Source organism: Paractinoplanes globisporus DSM 43857 (genome assembly GCF_000379645.1).
In the GTDB taxonomy this organism is placed as follows: domain Bacteria; phylum Actinomycetota; class Actinomycetes; order Mycobacteriales; family Micromonosporaceae; genus Actinoplanes; species Actinoplanes globisporus.
The window spans coordinates 67,152-90,493 of record NZ_KB903306.1; the positions used below are offsets into that span (position 1 = coordinate 67,152).

Here is a 23,342-nt window from a genome sequence, read left to right on the forward strand (position 1 = left end):
GGCACTAAGCTCAGGCCGTGCGCAAGGTATTGATCGCCAACCGGGGCGAGATCGCCGTCCGGGTCATCCGGGCCTGTCAGGACGCGGGTCTCGCCAGCGTCGCCGTCTATGCCGACAGCGACCGCGACGGCCTGCCCGCCCGGCTGGCCGACGAGGCGTTCGCGCTGGGTGGCGACACCGCGGCCGACAGCTATCTGCGCGTCGACAAGCTGCTCGACGTCGCCGCCCGCAGTGGCGCCGACGCGGTGCACCCCGGTTACGGCTTCCTCTCCGAGAACGCCGAGTTCGCCCAGGCCGTGCTCGACGCCGGCCTCACCTGGATCGGCCCGACCCCGCAGACGATCCGCGACCTCGGCGACAAGGTCACCGCCCGGCACATCGCGCAGCGCGCGGGCGCGCCGCTGGTGGCCGGCACGGCCGAGCCGGTGGCCGACGCCGGCGAGATCATCGCTTTCGCACAGGAGCACGGCCTGCCCGTGGCGATCAAGGCGGCATTCGGCGGCGGTGGCCGGGGTCTCAAGGTGGCGCGCACCCTCGACGAGATCCCGTCCCTGTTCGAGAGCGCGGTCCGCGAGGCGGTGGCCGCGTTCGGGCGTGGCGAGTGCTTCGTCGAGCGCTATCTCGATCGTCCCCGCCACGTCGAGGCCCAGGTCCTGGCTGACACGCACGGCAACGTCGTGGTGGTCGGCACCCGCGACTGTTCCCTGCAGCGCCGCCACCAAAAGCTGGTCGAGGAGGCGCCGGCCCCGTTCCTCACCGACGAGCAGCGCGCCCAGATCCACACGAGCGCCAAGGCGATCTGCCGCGAGGCGGGGTACCACGGCGCCGGCACGGTGGAATACCTGGTCGGCCAGGACGGCACCATCTCGTTCCTCGAGGTCAACACCCGGCTCCAGGTCGAGCACCCGGTCAGCGAGGAAACCGCCGGCCTCGATCTGGTGCGCGAGCAGTTCCGCATCGCCGACGGCGCCGTCCTCGCCATCACCGACGACCCGATCCCCCGCGGCCACGCGATCGAGTTCCGCATCAACGGGGAAGATCCGGGCCGCGGCTTCCTGCCCGCACCCGGCACGGTCACGTCGCTGACCTGGCCGAGCGGCCCCGGCGTGCGGGTCGACGCGGGCGTCGAGTCGGGCAGCGTCATCGGCGGAAACTTCGACTCCCTGCTGGCAAAGATCATCGTGTTCGGCGCGACCCGCGAGGAAGCGCTCGAACGCTCCCGCCGCGTCCTCGACGAGACGGTGGTCGAGGGCATCGCCACGGTTCTGCCGTTCCACCGGGCCGTGGTGCGCGATCCGGCGTTCACGGCCGAGCCGTTCACCGTCCACACCCGATGGATCGAGACCGAGTGGTCCGGCGGGGTGCCCCCGTTCGCGGCGGCCTCCGGCACGCCGGCGTCCGCCGAACGCGAGACCGTCGTGGTCGAGGTGGGCGGCCGGCGCCTCGAGGTGAGTCTTCCCAAAACCCTTTTCGCCGGTACGGGGGGAAGCACGGCCCCGCGTCCGGCGGCACGGCGCTCGGGCGGCCAGGCCACGGCGGCGGCCGGCGGCGCGGCGCTGACCGCCCCGATGCAGGGCACGATCGTGAAGGTCGCGGTCTCCGACGGCGACGAGGTGCAGGAAGGCGACACGATCGTCGTGGTCGAGGCGATGAAGATGGAGCAACCCCTGCAGGCTCACAAGTCGGGCACGGTCGCGGGCCTGGCGGTCGAGGTCGGCGCCACGGTCACCGCCGGTGCGGTGATCTGCACGATCGACTGATCGCTCAGGGGGCGTGATCGCGGCTCAGCTCGGTGAAAAGGTGCCGGGCCGCATCGGCGGGGTCCAGGTCGCGGTCGGGGAAGGCGCCGGTCAGCCACAGAGTCGCGAAACCGTGCGCCATCGACCAGGCGGCCAGGCCCGCGGTGCGCACCTCGGGCGGGGCGGTCTGGGCGGTGCCGGGCTTGGCCGGGCGAGCAGCGGGCACAGCGGCCGGGCCGGCGGCGGGCACAGCGGCCGGGCGGGCAGCGGGCGCGGCGGCCGGGCCGGCGGCGGGCGCGGCGGCCGGGCGGGCAGCGGGCGCGGCCAGGATGGCGTCCGGGAGGTCGGAGACGGCGGCGTAAAGGGCGTCGGCGGCCTTGCCCCGCGCCGCGAGCAGGTCCGGGTCGTCCGCGTGGTACAGATCGGTGCGGAACATGACCTCGAACATCGCCCGCCGGGTCACCGCGAAGCGGATATAGGTGACCCCGAGCTCCACAAAGCTGTTACTTGCCAACCGAGAGGTGGCCAGCGCCCGGGCCAGCTGCTCGAACCCCTCGGTCGCGAACGCCGTGAGCAGCCCCGCCTTGTCGGCGAAGTGATGGGTCGGCGCGGCGTGCGAGACACCGGCACGGCGGGCGAGATCCCGCATGCTCAGGGCGGCGACGCCGTTCTCGGTGATCGCTTCCTCGACGGCGGCGAGCAGGGCCCGGCGCAGGTCGCCGTGGTGGTAGGTCGGCCTCGGCATGGGCCGATCCTAACTTGCCACTGACAAGATGAGCCGGTCAGGCCGTGGGCAGCCAGTACCGGAGCTTCTCGTCGAGGCGATCGTGCAGGACGCCGCCATTGCGCTCGATCGTGCGGCGGGACGCCTCGTTGTCGTGGTCGCAGGTGATGAGGACCTGTGGCAGCCCCAGGGACCCCGCGATCGGCAGGGCGGCGGCCAGCATCGCCGCGGCGTGACCCCGCCGCCTCGCCGACGGGCGGACGTCGTACCCGATGTGGCCGTTGCGCTCGCCGATCTGGCCGGGAGCCAGCCGATGCCGGATGCCGAGCCGGCCCAGGTACTCGTCGCCCTCCACCCACCACAGCGACGTGGTCGGCACGAAGCCGGGCGGCCGCGGGGTGTCCTCCCGCTCCTGCGCGCGAACGTCAGCGACAAACCGGGAAAACCCCTCCAAGGACTCCCAGATGCCGTCGTACGTCCGGATGTACATGCCGATGTTCGTCTGGTCGGCGGGCAGTCCCCGGCCCTCGGCGCGATGTTCTTCGATGGCGCGCAGGAACGAGGCGTGGACGTCGACCGTCGGCGGGATCAGAGCGGGCACGCGCCTCAGCGTAGGCGAGTGATGGTCACCTCGACGCCCTGCCCGGTGCTCTGCGGTCCGGCGTAGACACCCTTGAGTGGCGGCACGTCGCCGTACTCCCGTCCGCGCCCGACCACGACGTGACGCTCCCCGACCGGCACCCCGTTGGTCGGATCGAACGCCGTCCACCGCCCGGCCCACCACTCGATCCAGGCGTGGCTCTGCCCCACGACGCTGTCGCCGATCGCGGCCGACGGCGACGGGTGCAGGTAGCCCGAGACGTACCGGGCCGGCAGGCCCATCTCGCGCAGCATGCCCACGGTGAGGTGGCTGATGTCCTGGCAGACGCCCTTGCGCTGCTTCCACGCGTGCAGCGCGTCGCTCTGCACCCCGGTCGCGCCCGGCTGGTAGGTCACCTCGCCCCGCACGAACTCGCAGACCCCGAGCGCCGCCGCGTGCGGGGTGGCGTGCGCGGCCTTGATGTCGGCCACGATCTCGCGCAGCCCGTCGTCGAGGCCGGTGCGCTGGGTCGGCAGCAGCAGCTCGTACCAGCGGTCGACGTTCTCCGGGCGGCTCAGCGCCTCCCACACGAAGCCGTTGGAGACCAGGTCGCCGGGAGGAAGAGTCTCCACCGTGGACGTCGCGGTGACGGTGAGCGCCTCGTGCTTGGCGTGCACGTCGAACGCGGTGACGACGGTGCCCCAGTAGTCCTCGTAGCGGTACGTCCGGGCCGGCGGCCACACCTCGACCCGGGCGTCGAGCACCGCCTGCCGGGTCTCGTTGCGCGGCCACATGCGGGCCTCGTTGTACGACGACGTGACCGGCCCCGCGTAGTCGAAACCGCTCTTGTGCTGAATCCGCAGTCGCCAAGAGTCCACAGTCACGCGACCGCCCCTCGCACCCAGTTAACCGCCGACGTCTGCCGGAAGTACCGACGGGAGACCGCCTCGTTGACCTGCGAACACGTCTTCTCGAGGCTGGCCAGCACCGACGACATCTCGCCGATCAGCTCGTCGGCGCCGCGGAACTCGAGGTTCGTGCGGGCCCGCCCGACGATGCGCTGCGCGTCGGTGGCCACGCCGGCCCGGCCGGGGTCGGGCTCCAGATCGGACAGACAGCCCTCGGCGGTCGAGAGCGCCGCGAAGACCGAGCGCGGGAACAGCCGGTCGAGCAGCAGGAACTCGGCCGCGTGCCGATCGTCGAGCGCGCCCCGATACGTACGCAAAAAGGTCTCCCAGGCCCCGCTGGAGCGCAACAGCGTCATCCAGGACGGGATGCTGCCGCCGGCTCGCTCGTGGGTGCGCAGCAGCCGCGCGGTCATGTCGACCCGCTCGACACTGCGGCCGAGCACCAGGAACAGCCAGCCCTCGTCGCGGCTCATCGTCGCGTCGGTCAGCCCGGCCATCACCGCGCAGCGCTCCCGCACCCAGCGGAAGAACGTGTGCACCCCCTGCTGCTCGACCCGGCGCCGGGCGTTGGGCAGGCCGTGCCAGGTCGAGTTCAGGCACTCCCACATCTCGGAGGAGACGGTCTCGCGGGAGCCGCGAGCGTTCTCCCGGGCCGCGGCCAGCGCGCCGACCACCGACGAGGGGTTGCGGTCGTCGAGCCCGAGCAGCCCGACGATCTGGGCCGACGTGAACGGGCCGTCGGCGGTCGGCATGCCCATCACCGCGAGCAGCGAGCGGCAGGCCGAGTCCTCCTGCGTCCACGGGTCGGCGAGCATCCGCTGCAGGTGCACGTCGAGGATGCGGGCGGTGTCCTCGGCCCGCTCGACGTACCGGCCGATCCAGTAGAGCGACTCCGCGATGCGGCTCAGCACGACAACCTCCCCTGTTGCTGCTGTTGCTGCTGCTCCTGGTCGCCCGAGGCGCCGGGGCCGAGGTCGGGGCTCGCGGCCGCCGGCAGGGGGTCCGGCGTGACCGGCAGGTAGGGCAGCTCGAACGGCACCACGTCGTCGTCGCCCGCGAGCACCCACGTGTCCTTCGAGCCGCCGCCCTGGCTGGAGTTGACCACCAGCGCGCCCTCGGGCAGCGCGACCCGGGTGAGGCCGCCGGGCAGGACCCAGATCTTCTCGCCGTCGTTGACCGCGAACGGCCGCAGGTCGACGTGCCGGCCACGCAGCCGGTTGCCGATCAGCGTGGGCACCATCGAGAGCTTCACCTCGCGCTGGGCGATCCACCCGCGGGGATTTTCCACAATCTTCGCGCGTACGCCGTCCAGGTCGCGCGACGAAGCCTGCGAGCCGATCACGATGCCCGCGCCGCCCGCGCCGTCCACCGGTTTCAGCACGAGCTCGTCGAGCCGGGGTAGCACGTGATCCAGCACGCCGGGCTCGTCCAGCCGGTACGTGTCGACGTTGGGCAGCAGCGGCTCCTCGTTGAGGTAGTACCGGATCAGGTCGGGCACGTACGTGTAGAGCAGCTTGTCGTCGGCCACCCCGTTGCCGACCGCGTTGGCGATCGTGACCCGCCCGGCCCGCGCCGCGTTGAGCAGGCCGGCCACCCCGATCACCGAGTCGGCCCGGAAGTGCACCGGATCGAGGAAGTCGTCGTCGATGCGCCGATAGATGACGTCGACCCGCTGCTCGCCGGCCGTGGTGCGCATCGCCACGTCGTTGCCGACGCAGACCAGGTCGCGGCCCTCGACCAGTTCGACGCCCATCTCCCGGGCGATCAGCGCGTGCTCGAAGTACGCCGAGTTGTAGACGCCGGGGCTGAGCACGACCACGGTCGGGTCGCTCACCCCGACCGGCGCGGCGGCCCGCAGCGCCCGCAGCAGCATGGCCGGATAGCTCTCGACCGGCAGGATGCGGGTGGCCGCGAAGACCTCAGGCAGCACCTGGGCCATGGCCCGCCGGTTCTCCATGACGTAGCTCACCCCGGACGGGATGCGCACGTTGTCCTCGAGGACACGGAACGTGCCCTGTTCGTCGCGGATCAGGTCGACGCCGGCGACGTGGATGCGCACGCCGTTGGGCGGGTTGATGCCGGCCGCCGCACGCAGGAAGTGGGCGCTGGTCGCGATGATGCGCCTGGGCACCACGCCGTCGGCGAGCACCTGGCCGGTCCCGTACACGTCGGCGAGGAACGCCTCGAGCGCCCGGATGCGCTGGGCCACGCCGAGCTCGACCGCGCGCCACTCGGCGGCGGCGATGATGCGCGGCACGATGTCGAGCGGAAAGGGTCGCTCGACGCCCTTGAGCGCGAACGTGATGCCCTGGTCGAGGAACGCCCGCGCCAGCACCTCGGCCCGGGTGCCCAGCTCACCGCTGGACAACGGCTGGAGGGTCGCGTGCAGCGCCTCGTAGCTCGGGCGGGGCATGCCCAGCTCGCTGAACATCTCGTCCCAGCCGGGGCCGAGGCGGTACTCCTCGAAAAGATCCGCCATGCGAGGAACCTACGCGTGGCTCATTGCGGGCCGGTAACACGGGAAATGTGCCCGTCAACCCCGGGCGGGGGGCGGGCCGTCGGTACGGGACCTACCGACGGCCCTGGGCCAGGACGCCGAGAACGGGGGACCCGGCGTCACTGGCACTCAAACCGTACGCCCGCGAGAGGCGAGCGAAAAACTCGCGCCGTCCCGCGGGGTGAAATCAGGGGAAATAACCGGCGCCGATTCCGCTATGAGATCGGGACGATACCGTGTCCGTTATCACCGCGGCCGGGGTCTGATCAGGGCGCATGCTGTAACACAGCACATTCTCAGGTACCCCGATCAAGAATGGGGCGAGCCCCGAAGCCGTGAGGTGGCAAGACCGATGACCGAATTGCTGACCATGATGGCCACCCCGGTGTGGGCATACCTGGCGCTGTTCGGCTTCCTCACGATCGACGCGATGATTCCGGTGGTCCCGGTTCAGGCGATCATGATCACGTCGGGCGCGCTCACCGTCTACGGGAACCTCGATCTCCCGGTGGTCATCCTCATCGGCGCGGCCGGCATGTTCGCCGGCGACTCGATCGCGTTCCTGCTGGGCCGCTCGACCGGGCAGGTGGGCCGCGGCCGGCTCGGCGCCCTGCGCGCCCGCTTCGCCCCGCGACACGACGACGCCCCGCGCGAGCAGTCCAAGACGCGCAAGGCCGCCATCCGCTTCACCCGGGGGCTGCGCCGTCCGGGGCCTCTCGTGCTGCTGCTGTGCCGATTCGTCCCCGGCGGCCGCATGGCCGCCGGTTTTCACGCCGGTCGCACGGGTTACCCGGTCAAGCTCTTCGCGCTCTACGACGGTGCCGCCGCGCTGTGCTGGGCGGGTTACGGCGGCCTGGTCGGTCACGTCGGCGGCACGGCCATCACCCAGTCGGCGTGGCGGCTGTTCGCGATCGCCGCCACCGCCGCGGTCGTCTTCGGCACCGCCGGCTGGATCCTCGCCCTGTTCGGCGGCCGCAAAGAGGCCGACGCCGAGCTGGCCGTGAGCATCGCGGCCGCGGGAGCAGCCGCCGAGGCCGACGTCATTGCGGCTCGTGCTGCATCAGCTGACGAGCAGCTTCCGCGATCGACCCCGACAACGACGGGTAGATAGTGATGGTGTGGGCCAGCTGGTCCACCGTCAGGTTGTTCTCGATCGCCATGGTGATCGGCAGGATCAGCTCGCTCGCCTTCGGCGCCACCACCACGCCGCCGACGATCTGACCGGTCGCCGGCCGGCAGAACAGCTTCACGAAACCGTCGTGCAGGTCGGCCATCTTGGCCCGCGCGTTGCCGGTCAGCGGCAGCATCACCTGACGGGCCGGGGTGCGGCCGGAGTCCACCTCGTTCTGCGAGACGCCGACGGTGGCCAGCTCGGGGTCGGTGAAGACGTTGGCCGAGACCGTGCGCAGCCGCAGTGGCGCCACCGCCTCGCCCATCGCGTGCCAGATCGCTATCCGGCCCTGCATGGCGGCGACGCTGGCCAGCGGCAGCACGCCCGTGCAGTCGCCGGCCCCGTAGATGCCGGGCACGTTGGTGCGCGACACCCGGTCGACCGTGAGGTATCCACCGGGGCCGACGTCGACGCCGTACTCGCGGAGGCCGAGCTTGTCGGTGTTCGGGATCGCGCCGACCGCCATCAGCGCGTGCGAGCCCTCGACCGTGCGGCCGTCGGAGAGCGTGACCAGGACGCCGTCACCGGTGTTCACCACCGACTCGGCGCGAGACTGGTTGAGGATCGTCATGCCGCGCTCGCGGAACACCCGCTCGATGGCCATCGCCGCGTCGGCGTCCTCGTGCGGCATGACCCGCTCGCGGCTGGAGACCAGCGTGACCTTCGTGCCCATCGCCAGGTACGCGCTGGCGAACTCAGCGCCGGTCACGCCGGAGCCGATCACCACGAGGTGCTCGGGGAGCTCGGTGAGGTCGTAGACCTGCCGCCAGTCGAGGATGCGGACGCCGTCCGGCTTGGCGGTGGGCAGCACCCGCGGGGTGGCGCCGGTCGCGAGCAGCACGGTCGACGCCTCGATCGAGAAGATCTCCCCCTCGACGGGCATCACGAGCACCTGGTGGGTGTGGCCGAGGGTGTCCTCGCCGAGCAGGGCCCGGCCGTGGATGACCTCGACGCCCGCCTTGACCAGCTTGGCCTGGATGTCGGCGGACTGGGCCAGGGCCAGTTTCTTCACCCGGTTGTTCACCGCCACGGCGTCGACCGTGACGCCGTCGAGGCCGGCCGAGCGGATACCGAACCGGTCGTTGTGCCGGTAACCCGTCATCACCTCGGAGCTCGCGATGAACGTTTTCGACGGAACGCAGTCGGTCAGCACGCACGCGCCCCCGGGCCCGTCGGCCTCGACGAGGGTCACCTCCGCGTCGAGTTGGGCGGCGACCAGGGCCGCCTCATACCCACCCGGGCCCCCACCGATGATCACGATCCGACTCACGACGTTCCCCTCTGTAACAACGCAACTGTGCCGACACGCACTCTTTTATTCTCCACGACGGTGGTATCCGGCTATCGTCATCGCCGTGCGTCATTACGCCGCGTATGGCTCAAACCTCGACCCGGCCCGCATGCGGGCCTACTGCCCGCACTCGCCCATGGTCGGTGTCGGGTGGATCGAAGGCTGGCGACTGACCTTCGCCGGCGAGGGGCAAATGGGCTGGGAGGGCGCGGTCACCACGATCGCCGAGTCGCCGGGTGACCGGGTCTTCGTATCCCTCTACGACGTGCATCCGTGGGATGCGTCACAGCTCGACGAGGTCGAGGGGGTGACTGCGGGGGCGTACCAGAAGCTCACCGTGCGTGTTTCCACCCTCGAGGGCGACCTCAGCGCGTGGGTGTACGTGTACGACGGGTACGAGGGTGGCCTGCCGACCGCGTGGTATCTCTCCGAGATCGCCAACGCGGCCGAGAAGGCCGGCGCGCCCGACGACTACGTCGACGACCTGCGCCACCGGCCGAGCGCCACCTCTACGCCGGAGATCTGACCCCCGCGGTCACGTAGGTGCGGTAGATGTTCGCGCGGTACAGCGGCGTCAGGCCGACCGCGAGATAGAGGCGCACGGCCTCGGTGGGGTTCGCGAGATCCACGCCGAGGCCCGCGTGCGAGCGACCCTTCGCCGCATAGACCGCGAAGGCCCGCCGCAGCAGAGCCTCACCCAAACCCCTTTTCCGGTACGCCCCGAGCACCGCGAGACGTTTCACCCAGCCCTCGTTGTCGTCGATCCCGGAATCGGACGACTGGAGCGACCCGACGACCCGGCCGTCCACCTCGGCGACGAACCACTCGTCGTACGACACCGACGGCTCGTTCGCGATCTGCTCCCGCCAGGTCGGATAGTCGACCGCGAAGTGGTCGGTGTCGCGGAACGCCTCCTCGATCACGGCGTGCAGGGCGCGCATGTCGTCCTCGTCGTCGCCCCGGACCGGGCGCACGATCGCCCCGGCCGGCGGCTCGGGCGGGGTGGGCGACACGCCGTCGAGCGGCATCCGCATGCGGGCGTGCTGCCGGTGGAAGACGAAGCCGGCCTCGGTGAGCGCGTCGATGTAGTGCTGCTCGGCGGGGATCGCCCCGGCGCGCACCTCGTACCGCTGGTGGCCGAGCAGGGCGGCCCGCTCGGTCATCCGGTTCATGACCAGGGCGAGCAGCGGGCGCATCGCCGGGCGGCCGCGCTCGGGGTGCACGAACACCTCGAGGAAGTCGCGGTCGCCGCCGGTCATGTTGCTCGGGAAGGTCCAGCCGACGATGGCGCCCGCCTCGTCGAGCGCGAGCCAGCTGTCGACGCTCATGTCGGTATTCGCGTCGGTGAGCCGCTCGCGCACCTCGTCGGCCGTGAAGTCGGGCTCGCCGATGGCCGCGATGTCGCTGGCGTGCACCAACGCCAGGATCTCGGGGATGTCGTCGAGCGTCGGGCGGCGCGTGGTCCACCCCTCGGGCAGCGCGGTCCTCGCGGCGACGGTCATCTGGGCATCGGACCACGAACCCGCTCCGGGGTCGAGCGAGTTTCCTTTCGACAAAGATCAGCGGGCCAGGCGCTGGCTCAGGGACTCGAGCAAGCCGACCAGCTCGATGCGCTCGGTCATGTCGAGCGCCGCGTACGCCTGCCCGGCCAGCGCGTCGGCCACCGAGTCGGCCCAGATCAGCCGTCGCACGATCGGCCCGGCCGGCGGGTAGGGCGGCTGCCAGCCGAACGCGACCGCCCCGGTCTCGCCCTCGGGCCCCGCGATGATCGCCTGCAACGGGGTGAGCCCGCTGGCCCGCACGGCGACCAGGTGCACGCCGAGCCGGTGCTCGTGCAGCAGGTGCAGGGTCACCGCGGCCCGCGCGCCGGGCGCCTGATCGGGCACCGGCATCGCCCGCCACGCGGCGAACAGCGGCAGCGCGGCGTGGTCGACCGCGTCCACCACCCGGCCGGCCAGCTCGAGCAGCCGGCCGAGGCGGGGGAAGCCGCCGATCTGCTCGATGCCCCACTTGCACAGCTCGTGCAGGTGCCAGGTCGCCACCTCCATGGGCGCCGACGTCTTCGCGGTCGACTCCCAGCCGTCGATGACGGCCTCGGGGGCGATGAAGCCGATGGTCGCGGCCACGGTCTCGGGTCGTACCTCGCCGAGCGCACCGGCCCGCGCCGACACGTGGTACGCCCAGCCGGAGAGCCCCAGCAGCCGCGCGCGGCGCAGCGTCTGCGGTGACTCGGCGAAGGCACCGACGATCGTGGCGAGTCCCGTCATGGCGTTGGCGGCAGCCTGTTCGGGGGTCACCCCGGAGATTGTGCTCCCCCCGGACTGAGATGAAAAATTTCACGAGTCAATCGGGCTCGCCCGATTCAAGATCCTCCAGAGCCGCCTGGACGTCGCCGACCTGACGACGGGCCGCGGCAGTTTCCCGCTCGGCGTTGCGGCGGGCCTGCTTGCGGCGGGCCACGTCGGCCTGGGCCTCGGTGCGCCGTCGTTCCAGCTCGGCGAGCTCGGCATCTAGGTCGTCGACCAGGTGGCCGGCGTCGCGCTCGGCCGCCTCCGCGCGTTCGAGTTGCTCGTCGGCCCGGCGCTCGGCGGCCTGCGCGGCGCTCAGCTCGCGCTTCAGCTCCCGGCGGCGCTGCTCGAACTCGCGACGGCGGCGCTCGGCGGCCTGCCGCTCCCGCGATGACTGCGTCGGGAACTCCACGACCTCGGCGCTGTCGTCGACCTCCACCTCTGCGTCATCCTCGAGGTCGGTGTCGTCGGTGACCAGCCGCAGCCGGGGGCGGGGCACCTCGCCGAAGCCGGCGTAGGTGGCGGACCGGATCAGCCGCCCGGTGCGCACCTGGGCCGCGATCGACGGCTCGGCCATCGCCGCGGTCAGCGTCGCCTCCACCTCGCCGAGCGGCAGCTTCGCGCCCGGCTCGGCCTCCAGCGCCAGCTTGCGGGCCGCGCCGACCAGCGCCGACACCACCTGCCGGCGCTGCGCGTTCAGCTCGCGCAGCTGGTCGCCGTCGAGGCCGCGCTGCGCGTCGCGCAGGGCCGTGGACAGGTCGACCAGCTGCTCGATCAGGTCGGGCCGGCGCAACGCCAGCAGGTTGACCACCCACGCGGCCACGGTCGGCTTCTTCAGCGCCGCCAGACGCTTGGCCGCGTCCCGGTCGCCGGTCTGCTTCGCCTCGTTGATCGCGGCGGTCCGGGCCGCCACGAAGCCGTCCGGCGGCTCCTCGTAGAGCCGCTGGATCAGCTCGTCGGTCATGCTCGGCACGTCAGATCGTGGTCTCGGGCGCGACGTGCGCGTAGCTCGTGCCGCCGAGGCGGGCGAGGTGGCCGTCGGAGACCTTCGCGCCGGTCGGGTTGAGCAGCGCGTCGTGCAGCGCGAAGGCGCGACCGGGCTTGACCGCCCGGACGAAATCGATCGACTCCATGAGCTTCATCCACGGAGCATTCAACGGGACGAACAAGGTGTCCACGACCGTGTCCTCCGGGACGGTGAACGAGTCGCCGGGGTGGTAGACGTTCGTGCCGTCGTCGCCGACGAGATACGCCAGGTTCGCGACTCGCGGAATGTCCGGGTGGATCAGCGCGTGCTGGCCGCCGTACGTGCGTACGGCAAAACCGGCCGCCTCGAAACTCTCACCCGGACCCACCGCGGACGCGATGTCGCCGAAGGCGGCGAGCTTGGGAAGCACGCCGGCGTGGGCGAAGACGCGCAGGCCCGGACGGCGCGAGACCGCCTCGGTCAACGCGGCCACGTCGAGGTGGTCGGAATGCTCGTGGGTGATCAGCACGGCGTCGGCGCCATCCAGCGCGGACCGCTCGCTGAACTCGCCCGGATCGACGACCAGCACTCCGTCGCCGACGAGCCGGACGCAGGAATGCGTGAACTTCGTGATGCGCACGGGACTCCTCCGCTGCCGATTCGTAACCGCTTACCACGCAGTCTGCCGGAACCGGGAAACGTGCGCCGTACGTCCCAGGTGCACGCCCGAACGGGGATGGGAGAAAACAGTGCGTGCAACCCATAGGAGAACGACATATATCATCGCCTCCGCGATAGTCGCGGGGGCTTTGCTGTCCGGATGCGGCGCCGGCGCCTCCGACAACTCGTCCAGCTCCGGCAGCGCGGCCGACAAGGCGGCGGCACCGCAACGCGCCGAGGGCGGCGCCGCGGCCCCCGAGGTCGCCCAGCAGGACGCCGGCACCGCCAAGGACCAGCCCGCGCAGGCGCCGGACCTCAGCGTCGACCAACGATCGATCATCTACCGCGGCAGCATCTCGGTGCGCGCCAAGGACAGCGTCAACGCCGCCGCCGGCCAAGCCACCGGCATCGCGACCACGGCCGGCGGCTTCATCGGCTCGGACAACCGCACCACCGGCGACGGCGGCTCGGACACCGCGACCCTGACGTTGCGGATCCCCGCCGACAAGTTCACCGCCGTGGTCGACCAGCTGGCCCGGCTGGGCAAGGAGGAACACCGCGAGATCAACACGGAGGACGTCACCGAGGAGACCGTCGACCTGGACGCTCGCATCCTCGTGCAGCAGGCCAGGGTGGACAGTGGACGCAAGCTGCTGGCCCAGGCCAAGTCGCTGAACGACCTGGTGATGCTGGAGAAGGAGGTGGCGACCCGGGAGTCCGACCTGGCGTCGCTGCAGGCCAAGAAGCGCCGCCTGGCCGACCTCACGGCCCTGTCCACCATCACCGTGACGTTCCTGGCCCCGACCGCCCCGGCCCCGAAGCCGAAGGAGGACAACCCCGGCGGCTTCGTGGGCGGCCTGACCGCGGGCTGGCACGCGCTGCTGGCCTCGCTCAAGGTGGTGCTCACCGTGCTGGGCGCGCTGCTGCCGTGGATCATCGCGCTGGCGCTGCCGGTGTGGGCCGGCTTCTACCTGTACCGCCGCTTCGGGAAGGGCCGACTGACGCCACGGCCGGCGATGGCTCCGGCAGGCCCGCCGCTGCCGGCCTACTCGTCATCGCGCTCGGCCGAGACCACACCGCCAACCTCGGCGCCGCCGGCACCCGCCGGCCCGCCGGCACCCGCCGGTCCCCCGGCTTCCGCCGACCCGCCGGACGAAACCGGCAAGCCGTAACAACGAAACGGCCCGCGGCGACGACGCCGCGGGCCGTTCCGCCAACTGTCTAGAAGGCGCCCGTGGACAGCGCCGCCAGCGCGGTGTGCACGAAGACGCGCACGCCGTAGCCGATGCTGTCCTCGTTCACGTCGAAGCTGCCCTGGTGCAGGTCGAACCGCTTGTCGGAGCCCGGCACCCCGGTCCCGAGCCGGATCATCGCGCCCGGCACGTGGTCGAGGTAGAACGAGAAGTCCTCGCCGCCCATGCTGATCTCGGCCTCGACGACCCGGTCGGCGCCGAGCGCGGCGCCGGCCGCGCCCGCGATGACCGCGGTGGCCATCCGATCGTTGATCACCGGGGGCATGCCGCGCTGGTAGGTGATCTCGGCCTGCGCGCCGGTCGGCGCCACCACGTCGCGGATCAGCTGGGTGATCAGCTCGGGCGCCTCCCGCCAGGCCTCCCGGCTCAGGATGCGGACCGTGCCGCTGGCCTGGCCCTCGCCGGGGATCGCGTTGAACGCCTCGCCCGCGTGCACCGAGCCCCACACCATCGAGACCCCGGCCCGCGGGTCGATCCGCCGGTCGAGCATGGCCGGCACATCGACCACGACCCGGCCCAGCGCGTGCACCAGGTCGGCGGTCAGGTGCGGCCGGGCGGTGTGCCCGCCGGGGCCGGTCAGCTTGACCTTGACGATGTCGGCGGCCGCGGTGAACGGGCCGGAGCGGACCCCGACCAGGCCGGCCGGCAACTGCGGGTAGCAGTGCAGGGCGTAGATGGCGGCGACGTCCTTGAGCGCGCCGGCCGCGACCACCTCGGGCGCGCCGGACGGGATGCTCTCCTCGGCCGGCTGGAAGATGAGCCGCACCCGGCCGGGCAGCTTGCCCTGCTCGGCCAGCTGGGCCAGGGCCAGGCCGAGCCCGAGCAGCACCGTGGTGTGCACGTCGTGCCCGCAGGCGTGCGCCACCCCGTCGACGGTCGAGCGGTAGGGCACGTCCTTGAGGTCCTGCAGGGGCAGCGCGTCGAGGTCGGCGCGGAACGCCACGACCCGGTCGCCCTCGCCGATGTCGCAGATCACGCCGTTGCCCTTGGGCAGCAGGCGCGGGGACAGGCCGGCGACGGCCAGCTCGCGGGCGATCAGCGCGGCGGTCTCGAACTCCTGGTGGGATCGCTCGGGGTGGGAGTGAATGTGCCGACGAATCGCTACGAGCTCCGCGCCGCGAGCGGCGAGCCAGCGGTCGAGCTGGCCGGGCAGGGGCTCGGCGCCGGGCAGCGGCCCGGGCCACTCCGATGAAGGCTCCGCGGGAGCCGTCAGAGTAGTAGTCACGTCGGTTTCCGTATCGCTCTCGAAGGTTTGTCGTGTTCTGGCGACGCGCGACAGCTTAGACCCATTTTGGTGACGCTGTGCAACATCAATCCCGTGCACGCTGGGTAGCGTTGGGTCACGAATGCCCTGATAAGAGCTTTCGGTGAAGGTGCGGAAGATGCTCGGGGTGTCGTCCCTGCGCAGCATCTATCCCTTCACCTCCTACAACGTGTAACGGATCGTGGAGGTGATGACCCACACCACGAGTCCGACTCAGAAACGCTCCACCGGGTGGTAGACGCCCCATACGCCACGCAGCGTGTGGCATACCTCGCCAACGGTGGCACGGAGCCGCAACGCCTCTTTCATCAACGGTAGGACGTTCTCGGTTCCTTGGGCGGCCTTCGCCAAATCCGCCAGTGCGGTCTCGACGGCCGATCCGTCCCGGTTCGCCCGGAGTTCGGCGAGACGAGCGACCTGCGCGGCCTCGATCGCGGGGTCGACTCGTAGTGGTTCGTACCGTTCCTCCGCGTCCATGGTGAAGCGATTCACACCCACCACGACCCGATCCCCGGAGTCGATCTCGTTGGCGATCTGGTAAGCCGACGTCTCGATCTGCTCCTTCTGGAAGCCCTGCTCGATCGCGTCGACCGCCGAGCCGTAGGAGAAGACCCGCTCGATCAGCCGAGTCGCCTCCGCCTCCACCTCGTCGGTCATCGCCTCGATCGCGTACGAGCCGGCGAACGGGTCGACCGTGCCGGTCAGGCCGCTCTCGTAGGCCAGAACCTGCTGGGTGCGCAGCGCGAGCCGGGCCGACTTCTCGGTGGGCAGGGCGATCGCCTCGTCGTACGCGTTGGTGTGCAGCGACTGGGTGCCCCCGGCCACCGCGCCGAGCGCCTGGATCGCCACCCGTACCAGATTGACCTCGGGCTGCTGGGCGGTGAGCTGCACGCCCGCCGTCTGCGTGTGGAAGCGCAGCATCAGCGACTTCGGATCCTTCGCCCCGAACTCGTCCCGCATGATCCGGGCCCACATCCGGCGGGCCGCGCGGAACTTGGCGATCTCCTCGAGCAGCGTGGTCCGAGCCACGAAGAAGAACGACAGCCGGGGCCCGAAATCGTCGACGGCGAGACCGGCGGCGAGCGCGGCCCGGACGTACTCGATGCCGTTGGCCAGCGTGAACGCGATCTCCTGCGCCGGCGTGGCGCCCGCCTCGGCCATGTGATAGCCCGAGATGGAGATCGTGTTCCACTTCGGGATCTCCGCCCGGCAGTACGCGAAGGTGTCCGCGACCAGCCGCAGCGAGGGCTTCGGCGGGAAGATGTACGTGCCGCGGGCGATGTACTCCTTGAGGATGTCGTTCTGGATCGTGCCCTGCAGCGCGCCGCCCGGCACCCCGTGCTCCTCGGCCACGAGCTGGTAGAGCAGGAGCAGGACCGAGCCGGGCGCGTTGATCGTCATCGAGGTCGAGACCTGATCGAGCGGGATGCCCGCGAACAGCTGCCGCATGTCGTCGATCGAGTCGATCGCCACCCCGACCTTGCCGACCTCGCCGTGCGCGATCGGGTCGTCCGAGTCGTACCCCATCTGGGTGGGCAGGTCGAACGCCACCGACAGGCCCATCGTGCCGGCCGCGAGCAGCTGGTGATAGCGGGCGTTGGACTCGGCGGCGGTGCCGAAGCCCGCGTACTGCCGCATGGTCCAGGGGCGCTTGGTGTACATCGTCGGATAGACGCCGCGGGTGTACGGGTACTCGCCCGGCTCGCCGATGGGCACGCCCGCGGGCACGTCCTCGGGACGGTAGACCGGTTTGATCTCGAAACCCGACTCTGCGTTCACATGCGTGATCCTAAGGCTTCGTTCAGGCCGCAAGCGTGAGGGATTTTGCACAGAGAGTCCGATAATCCCCACTCAGCGCGGTTTCCTGGTCACGGTCGGTCGAGTTCACAGGAACGTCGGCGTCGCGACTTTCAAATGAGGGTGTCCAACCGGCAAGATAGCGGGGTTGGTCGACAGCCCCTACATCCCCTCGGTGGCATCCTCAGTGACTCAGATTCCGACGTGGAGCGGCGGCAACACCGCTCCCACCAGCGGACGCGCAGCCCCGGGCACGCTCATCGGCGGGCGGTACACGCTGCGCGCAGCGGTGGGGCACGGTGGCATGGGCACGGTCTGGCGTGCGGCGGACACGCTGCTGCGCCGTGACGTGGCCGTGAAGGAGGTCATCCTCCCGCCCGGCCTGGCCCCCAGCGACCGCGACGCCATGTACGAACGAACCATGCGCGAGGCCCGTGCCGCGGCCGCGCTCCAGCACCCGGCGGTGGTGCAGGTCTACGACGTCGTGCACGAGAACGGCCGTCCGTGGATCGTGATGGAGCTGCTCGACGCGCGCAGCCTCGCCGACATGGTGATCGAGGACGGCCCGGTCACCCCGCGCGTCGTCGCCAAGATCGGCATAGCGCTGCTCGGCGCGCTCGAGGTGGCGCACGCGCACGGCGTGCTGCACCGCGACGTGAAGCCGGCGAACGTGCTGATCTGCTCGGACGGCCGCTGCGTGCTCACCGACTTCGGTGTCGCCCGGATGCCCACCGACGTGCAGCTCACCACGCCCGGCATGGTGCTCGGCTCGCCGCATTTCATCTCGCCCGAGCGGGCCATGGGCAGCGACTTCGGCCCGCCGAGCGACCTGTTCTCGCTGGGCGTCACGCTGTTCACCGCGGTCGAGGGCCGCCCGCCGTTCGACAAGGGCGACCCGATCGAGACCATGCACGCCGTGGTGGAGGACCCGCCGGCCCCGGCCGTGCGGGCCGGCTCGCTCACCCCGGTGCTGATGGGTCTGCTGGAAAAGGACCCGAACCGGCGGATGGACGTGCTGACCGCGCGCACCATGCTCCGGCAGCAGCTGGCCGGCCCGCTGGCCAGCACGAGCCCGCCGCACATGGCGACCGACCCGTACTCCGTGGTCCCCGCGCAGCGCCCGCCGGCCATGCCGGCCGAGACCCAGCCGCTGCCGCCGCAGCCGAGCGGACAGATCGGCGGCCGGGCCATGCTCGCCCCCGGCGAGTCGCTCACCGACCACCTGGCCAAGCTCCAGCAGAACAACGCCGGCGGCAGGCGGCGCGCCCCCGAGCCCGGCGACACGCAGATGCCCGGCTCGCCGACCGGCTTCATGCCGGCCGCCCACGGCGCCGACCCGACGAACGTCCTGCCCCCGCGCGAGGCCTGGAACGGCGCCCGCGCCGCGATGGGCGGCGGCACCCTGGTGAGCAGCCCCGGGGCCAAGCGCAAGGCGATGATCGGCAACGCGATCGGCTCGGCCAAGGCCACCACCGGCCGGGCGGTCGAGACGTTCAAGGGCTGGCCGCGCAACAAGCAGCTGATCGCCGGCGGCGGCGCGCTCGCCGTGGTGATCGTGCTGGTGCTGCTGATCAGCCTGACCGGCGGCGGTGGCGACAAGCCTCCGGCGACGAACGCCGCGCAGCCGACCGCGACCCAGGCGGCGGCGCCACCCTTCGACACCCAGCAGTACAACGACCGGGGCATCTCGGTGCAGGTGCCGAAGGGCTGGACCCGCAAGGCGAGCGGCGACTGGGTGGACTACGTCGACCCCAAGGACGCCAAGCACAAGGTCCGCATCCTGGTGGAGAAATCGACCGCCGAGCCGACCAAGTTCCTCGGCATCGCGGAGAACACGCTGAAGACGAAGTCGACGAGCTGCCCGAAGCCGTACGCCCGGGTCAACCTCACCAAGACCACCATCTCCGGTAAGGCCGGCGCGGTCCTGGAGTACACGTGCGGCAGCGGCGACGCGGCCCGGCACGGCCTGTGGGGCGCGGTGGTGACCGGCGGCAAGGCGTTCTCGTTCTACATGACCTCGACCGAGGCGCAGTTCGCCGACAGCAAGCCGATCTTCGACGAGATGGTCAAGACTTACACCCTGTCGGCCGCCTGACCATCCCGGGCACGTGCTATCAATCCCAGATGGCGCCTGACGACGAAGTACGTGTACAAGCCGAGGCCTGGCTCGCCGACGATCCCGATCCGGCGACCCGGGCCGAGCTGCGCGAGCTGATCGACGGACTGCCCGGCACAGCCGAGGAGCTGCGCGACCGGTTCTCCGGGCCGCTCACCTTCGGCACGGCCGGACTGCGCGGCCGGCTGCGGGCCGGTCCGAACGGGATGAACCTCGCGGTGGTCACGCGGGCGGCGGCCGGGCTGGTGGCCTGGCTCGCCGAGCAGGGTGGCGACGGCCCGCTGGTGGTCGGGTACGACGCCCGGTACGGCTCCCGGGACTTCGCCGAGCGCACCGCCCGGGTGGCCACCGGCGCCGGTCGCGAGGCGCTGGTCATGCCCTCGACGCTGCCGACGCCGGTGCTCGCGTACGCGGTGCGCGCCCTCGACGCGGTGGCCGGCGTGATGGTCACGGCCAGCCACAACCCGCCGCAGGACAACGGCTACAAGGTCTACCTGGGACGGCAGCTCGGCGGGCCGGGCGGCAACGGCGCGCAGATCGTCCCCCCGGCCGACGCCGGCATCGAGGCGGCCATCCGGGCGGTCGGGCCGACCGCCGGGGTCCGGCTGGGCGTCCCGGGCACGCTCCTCGACGAGAAGATCGTTCAGGGGTACGTGCAGAGCGCCGCCAACGTGCTCACCCCGGGCGGCCCGCGCGACCTGACCGTGGTGTACACCCCGCTGCACGGCGTCGGTGGCGGCACGCTGGCCGCCGCGTTCGCCGCGGCCGGGTTCGGCGTGCCGGTGCCGGTGAGCGAGCAGTCCGATCCCGACCCCGAGTTCCCGACGGTCTCCTTCCCCAACCCGGAGGAGCCGGGAGCGATGGACCGGCTGCTGGCGCTGGCCAAGGCCTGCAACGCCGACCTCGCCGTCGCCAACGACCCGGACGCCGACCGGTGCGCGCTGGCCATCCCGACCGGGGACGGCAACTGGCGGGCGCTGCGCGGCGACGAGCTCGGCGTGCTGCTCGCCGATCACCTGATCCGGCGCGGCATCCCGGGCACGTACGCGACCACGATCGTCTCGTCGCAGCTGCTCGGGCGGCTCTGCGCGGCCCGCGGCGTGCCCTACGCCGAGACGCTCACCGGCTTCAAGTGGATCGTGCGGGCCGCCGAGGATCTCGCCTTCGGCTACGAGGAGGCGCTCGGCTACTGCGTGGCGCCGGACCTGGTGCGCGACAAGGACGGCATCACGGCCGCGCTGACGGCCGCGGAGCTGGCGGCGGGGCTCATGGAGTCCGGGCGGACGCTCACCGACCGGCTGGACGAGCTGGCGGCCGAGTTCGGCGTGCACGCCACCGACCAGCTCTCGGTACGCGTCGACGACCTCGCCGAGATCGGGGCGGCCATGGGCCGGGCCCGGCAGCGGCCGCCGGCGACGCTGCTGGGCGCCCCGGTGACGGCCGTCGACGACCTGCTCCCCGAGAACGATGTGCTGACCATCCGGACCGCCGCGGCCCGGGTCGTCATCCGTCCCTCCGGCACCGAGCCCAAGCTCAAGGCGTACCTGGAAATGGTCGAACCAGTCACCGAGGGTGACGTGGCGGCGGTCCGGACCCGCGCGGCGGCCGCCCTGAACGTCCTCCGCCAGGAAGTGGCCGCCGCACTCGGGGTCTAGACGGGTTTCGGGGCTCCCAGGGCGGCCGAGATGGCCTTGCCCAGCGTGTACACGACGAGCGCCACGGACGGGCGCACCACGGAATCTTCCAGATCGGCGGAACCGGAGAAACCGGCGCCCGCGGCGATCTGCTCGAGCCGCTGGTGCGCCCGCGCCGACTCCTCGGACGGCAGGCGCAGCGCCGGCTCCATACGGCACGCGACCAGCAGGGTGGCCAGCGCGGCCGTCCGCTCGTCGCACGTGCTGTCGCCGGTCAGCGCCTCGGCCAGGCGCCGCCGGATCTCGGCCTCGTAGGCCGGGTCGGTGGTCGGGTACCGGTGGACGTGGATGAACTCCATCTGGGTCTCGTCCACGTCCTGCACCACGCCCCGGGAGACCAGGTCTTCCAGGACGCGGGTGCGCAGGCGGTGCCGCAGGCGCTGCACCCACTGGCTCGGCGTGTGCGGCTCGTCCCCGGCGGCCTTGGCCAGCACCGAGTCGGCGATCGGGTCGCCGATCGGGGTCGGGTCGAGCACCTTCAGGTAGCCGTCGACGTACGCGATCCGCCCCGCCAGCGCGAGATCGACCAGCACGGCCGCGGACATCCCGAGGTCGAGCCCGATACGGGAGCCGGTCGCCTTGCCGGTCTGATCGTCATAGGCGAGGAGGAGCAGTTCCTCGGCGAGCGGAATGGAGGTCATGGGACGCAACGATAGTGTCCCGAGTCACGCGGAACGATCGCCAGGTCGGGTCGAAACTCCGGCCAGGTCGGGCAGAACATGTTCCCGCTGGGCGAACCAGGCCAAGGTGTCGCGGATTCCGTCGGCCACCGAGTGCTCGGCCCGCCAGCCGAGCAGGTCGGCGGCCCGGCTGCTGCGGGTGTACGCCCCCGCCTGGTCGCCCGGCCGCCGCGGCGCCCGCTCCACGGTCACAGTCCCGTCGACGACCTCGTTGAAGGCAGCCACCAGCTCGAGCACCGTGGTGCCGGCGCCGGTCCCCAGGTTGATCACCTGGTACCGCCGGTCGTCGGCGAAGAGGGAGTCGAAGACCTCGAGCGCGCCCAGGTGCGCCCCGGCCAGGTCCCAGACGTGGACGTAGTCGCGGATGCCGGAGCCGTCGCGGGTCGGATAGTCGGTGCCGGTCACCCGGAACGGCACGCCCGCCCGGTGCGCCTCGATGAGCTTGCCCAGCGCGTGGCTCGGCGCCGTGATCTGCAGGCCGGTCCGCATCTTGGGGTCGGCGCCGATCGGGTTGAAGTAGCGCAGCGAGAGCACCCGCAGCGGCGTGGCGGCGGTGATGTCGGTGAGCATCTGCTCGACCACGAGCTTGGTCCGCGCGTACGGGCTCGACGCGGCCAGCGCCGAGCTCTCGTCGACGCTGAACTCGTCGTTCGGCTCGTAGATCGAGGCCGACGAGCTGAACACGAGCCGGGTGACCCCTCGGGCCAGCAGATGGTCGACCAGCTCGAGCGTCTTGGCGACGTTCTCCCGGTAGTAGTGGATCGGCCGCGCCACCGACTCGGGGACGACGATCAGCGCCGCGCAGTGCACGACGGCCAGGATGTCCGGGTGCTCGTCGAAGATCCGGTCGACGACGGCCCGGTCGGCGATGTCGCCCTCGTAGAACGGCCGCCCCTCGCAGAACTCGCGACGGCCGGTCACCAGGTTGTCGAGGATGACCGGCTGATGACCCGCGTCGATCAGGCAGGACGCGATCGTGCTGCCGATGAAACCGGCCCCGCCGGCGATGAGCACCTTCACGCCGACGACCCTAGTCGAGCCCCCGGTAACGTTTCCCCGCGTGCAGGCCACTCTCGCCACTCTCGGCTACGTCTTCTCCCCCGACGGCAAGAACATCCTGATGATCCGCCGGGACGCGCGCCCCGACGACATCCACTACGGCTACTACAACGGCCTGGGCGGCAAGCTCGAGCCCGGCGAAGATGTAGCCACCGGCATGCGCCGCGAGATCCGCGAGGAGGCCGGCATCGAGTGCACGACGCTCGACTTCGCCGGCACCATCTCCTGGCCCGGCTTCGGCAAGGACGGCGGCAACTGGTTCGGCTTCCTCTTCCGCATCCCGTCCTGGACCGGCACGCCACTGACCGCCAACGACGAGGGCAGCCTGCACTGGATGCCCCTCGCCGACGTCCTGGCCGGCAACCTCCCGATGTGGGAGTCCGACCGCCACTTCCTCCCCCTGGTCTTCGCCGACGCTCCCCGCGTCTTCCACGGCGTCATGCCCTTCACCGCCGGAAAGGCGGTTGGCTGGTCCTACACCTCCCTCTGAGCGGCGTCGGCGGCAAATTCAAATTCCTTTTCCCGTACGAGGTCAGCAACGTCCATGCCTTCCAGGGCGGCGTGGTGCCGTCCCGACCCCGGTGCCGCCACCATCCGGGCTGAGCTGCAACGAGGGCAGGCCGGCCCAAGTGCCGGGTCACCCACCTGCCGCCG

General features: G+C 71.4%; 21 protein-coding genes. 7 read left to right on the forward strand and 14 right to left on the reverse strand.

Going from position 1 to position 23,342, the window contains the following annotated elements; translation table 11 throughout:
- Window positions 1-17 precede the first annotated feature (17 nt).
- Entirely contained in the window at window positions 18-1,760 is a 1,743-nt protein-coding gene (locus A3CQ_RS0120565; protein ID WP_026205949.1) for an acetyl/propionyl/methylcrotonyl-CoA carboxylase subunit alpha, read from the forward strand.
- A gap of 4 nt (window positions 1,761-1,764) precedes the next feature.
- Here the strand turns inward: A3CQ_RS0120565 and A3CQ_RS0120570 are convergent, their stop codons facing one another.
- Genes A3CQ_RS0120570 through A3CQ_RS0120590 form a run of 5 tightly spaced genes read right to left on the reverse strand, consistent with a single transcriptional unit; the run spans window position 1,765 to window position 6,430 of the window.
- Window positions 1,765-2,484: a TetR/AcrR family transcriptional regulator gene (locus A3CQ_RS0120570; RefSeq protein WP_020512837.1), complete on the reverse strand. Its 720-nt coding sequence runs from the start codon at window positions 2,482-2,484 to the stop codon at window positions 1,765-1,767.
- A 37-nt stretch (window positions 2,485-2,521) separates the two neighbouring features.
- On the reverse strand, window positions 2,522-3,064 hold the full coding sequence (locus A3CQ_RS0120575; RefSeq protein ID WP_020512838.1) for a GNAT family N-acetyltransferase: 543 nt from the start codon (window positions 3,062-3,064) through the stop codon (window positions 2,522-2,524).
- A gap of 5 nt (window positions 3,065-3,069) precedes the next feature.
- Window positions 3,070-3,927, reverse strand: a complete 858-nt coding sequence (locus A3CQ_RS0120580; RefSeq protein WP_245577288.1) for a transglutaminase family protein — start codon at window positions 3,925-3,927, stop codon at window positions 3,070-3,072.
- A complete protein-coding gene (locus A3CQ_RS0120585) occupies window positions 3,924-4,862 on the reverse strand; it encodes an alpha-E domain-containing protein (RefSeq protein ID WP_020512840.1) in 939 nt (312 codons plus the stop codon). The genes A3CQ_RS0120580 and A3CQ_RS0120585 overlap by 4 nt, the downstream gene beginning before the upstream one ends.
- Entirely contained in the window at window positions 4,856-6,430 is a 1,575-nt protein-coding gene (locus A3CQ_RS0120590; RefSeq protein WP_020512841.1) for a circularly permuted type 2 ATP-grasp protein, read from the reverse strand. The genes A3CQ_RS0120585 and A3CQ_RS0120590 overlap by 7 nt, the downstream gene beginning before the upstream one ends.
- 370 nt (window positions 6,431-6,800) lie before the next feature.
- On the opposite strand from A3CQ_RS0120590, the gene A3CQ_RS0120595 reads away from it, so the two are divergent.
- A complete protein-coding gene (locus A3CQ_RS0120595) occupies window positions 6,801-7,559 on the forward strand; it encodes a DedA family protein (RefSeq protein ID WP_020512842.1) in 759 nt (252 codons plus the stop codon).
- On the opposite strand, the gene A3CQ_RS0120600 is transcribed toward A3CQ_RS0120595, so the two are convergent.
- The gene (locus A3CQ_RS0120600) at window positions 7,489-8,889 is read right to left on the reverse strand and encodes an NAD(P)H-quinone dehydrogenase (RefSeq protein WP_020512843.1); all 1,401 of its coding nucleotides are present in this window, start codon (window positions 8,887-8,889) and stop codon (window positions 7,489-7,491) included. The genes A3CQ_RS0120595 and A3CQ_RS0120600 overlap by 71 nt on opposite strands.
- An 85-nt stretch (window positions 8,890-8,974) precedes the next feature.
- Between A3CQ_RS0120600 and A3CQ_RS0120605 the strand changes: the two genes are divergently transcribed.
- Window positions 8,975-9,436 (forward strand): gamma-glutamylcyclotransferase, encoded by a 462-nt coding sequence (locus A3CQ_RS0120605; protein ID WP_026205950.1) that lies wholly within the window; start codon window positions 8,975-8,977, stop codon window positions 9,434-9,436.
- Here A3CQ_RS0120605 and A3CQ_RS0120610 read toward each other — a convergent pair.
- Genes A3CQ_RS0120610 through A3CQ_RS0120625 form a run of 4 tightly spaced genes read right to left on the reverse strand, consistent with a single transcriptional unit; the run spans window position 9,420 to window position 12,805 of the window.
- Window positions 9,420-10,412 carry a GNAT family N-acetyltransferase gene (locus tag A3CQ_RS0120610; RefSeq protein ID WP_020512845.1) on the reverse strand — a complete coding sequence of 331 codons (993 nt, stop codon included), beginning with the start codon at window positions 10,410-10,412 and terminating at the stop codon, window positions 9,420-9,422. The two genes, A3CQ_RS0120605 and A3CQ_RS0120610, sit on opposite strands and share 17 nt — an antisense overlap.
- A gap of 57 nt (window positions 10,413-10,469) precedes the next feature.
- Window positions 10,470-11,207: an SCO6745 family protein gene (locus A3CQ_RS0120615; protein WP_026205951.1), complete on the reverse strand. Its 738-nt coding sequence runs from the start codon at window positions 11,205-11,207 to the stop codon at window positions 10,470-10,472.
- Between the two features lie 46 nt (window positions 11,208-11,253).
- Entirely contained in the window at window positions 11,254-12,171 is a 918-nt protein-coding gene (locus A3CQ_RS0120620) for a hypothetical protein (protein ID WP_026205952.1), read from the reverse strand.
- Window position 12,172: 1 nt separating this feature from the next.
- Window positions 12,173-12,805: an MBL fold metallo-hydrolase gene (locus A3CQ_RS0120625; RefSeq protein ID WP_020512848.1), complete on the reverse strand. Its 633-nt coding sequence runs from the start codon at window positions 12,803-12,805 to the stop codon at window positions 12,173-12,175.
- 169 nt (window positions 12,806-12,974) lie between these two features.
- Here A3CQ_RS0120625 and A3CQ_RS0120630 point away from each other — a divergent pair, with 169 nt between their 5' ends.
- Window positions 12,975-13,997, forward strand: a complete 1,023-nt coding sequence (locus tag A3CQ_RS0120630; protein WP_020512849.1) for a DUF4349 domain-containing protein — start codon at window positions 12,975-12,977, stop codon at window positions 13,995-13,997.
- Between the two features lie 49 nt (window positions 13,998-14,046).
- Here A3CQ_RS0120630 and A3CQ_RS0120635 read toward each other — a convergent pair whose 3' ends face one another.
- Entirely contained in the window at window positions 14,047-15,303 is a 1,257-nt protein-coding gene (locus A3CQ_RS0120635) for an amidohydrolase (protein WP_020512850.1), read from the reverse strand.
- 252 nt (window positions 15,304-15,555) lie between these two features.
- The gene (locus A3CQ_RS0120640; RefSeq protein WP_020512851.1) at window positions 15,556-17,121 is read right to left on the reverse strand and encodes an acyl-CoA mutase large subunit family protein; all 1,566 of its coding nucleotides are present in this window, start codon (window positions 17,119-17,121) and stop codon (window positions 15,556-15,558) included.
- A gap of 205 nt (window positions 17,122-17,326) precedes the next feature.
- Here A3CQ_RS0120640 and A3CQ_RS0120645 point away from each other — a divergent pair, with 205 nt between their 5' ends.
- Together A3CQ_RS0120645 and A3CQ_RS0120650 are read left to right on the forward strand one after the other, a co-directional pair.
- Window positions 17,327-19,234 (forward strand): serine/threonine-protein kinase, encoded by a 1,908-nt coding sequence (locus tag A3CQ_RS0120645; RefSeq protein ID WP_084699156.1) that lies wholly within the window; start codon window positions 17,327-17,329, stop codon window positions 19,232-19,234.
- A 29-nt stretch (window positions 19,235-19,263) separates the two neighbouring features.
- Entirely contained in the window at window positions 19,264-20,910 is a 1,647-nt protein-coding gene (locus A3CQ_RS0120650) for a phospho-sugar mutase (RefSeq protein WP_020512853.1), read from the forward strand.
- On the opposite strand, the gene A3CQ_RS0120655 is transcribed toward A3CQ_RS0120650, so the two are convergent.
- Both A3CQ_RS0120655 and galE read right to left on the reverse strand, forming a co-directional pair.
- Complete coding sequence (locus A3CQ_RS0120655; RefSeq protein ID WP_020512854.1) at window positions 20,907-21,590, reverse strand: GOLPH3/VPS74 family protein; 684 nt, start codon at window positions 21,588-21,590, stop codon at window positions 20,907-20,909. The genes A3CQ_RS0120650 and A3CQ_RS0120655 overlap by 4 nt on opposite strands.
- A gap of 24 nt (window positions 21,591-21,614) precedes the next feature.
- Window positions 21,615-22,649: a UDP-glucose 4-epimerase GalE gene (gene galE, locus A3CQ_RS53525; protein ID WP_051115295.1), complete on the reverse strand. Its 1,035-nt coding sequence runs from the start codon at window positions 22,647-22,649 to the stop codon at window positions 21,615-21,617.
- 40 nt (window positions 22,650-22,689) lie between these two features.
- On the opposite strand from galE, the gene A3CQ_RS0120665 reads away from it, so the two are divergent.
- Window positions 22,690-23,178: an NUDIX hydrolase gene (locus tag A3CQ_RS0120665; RefSeq protein WP_026205955.1), complete on the forward strand. Its 489-nt coding sequence runs from the start codon at window positions 22,690-22,692 to the stop codon at window positions 23,176-23,178.
- Window positions 23,179-23,342: the final 164 nt, after the last annotated feature.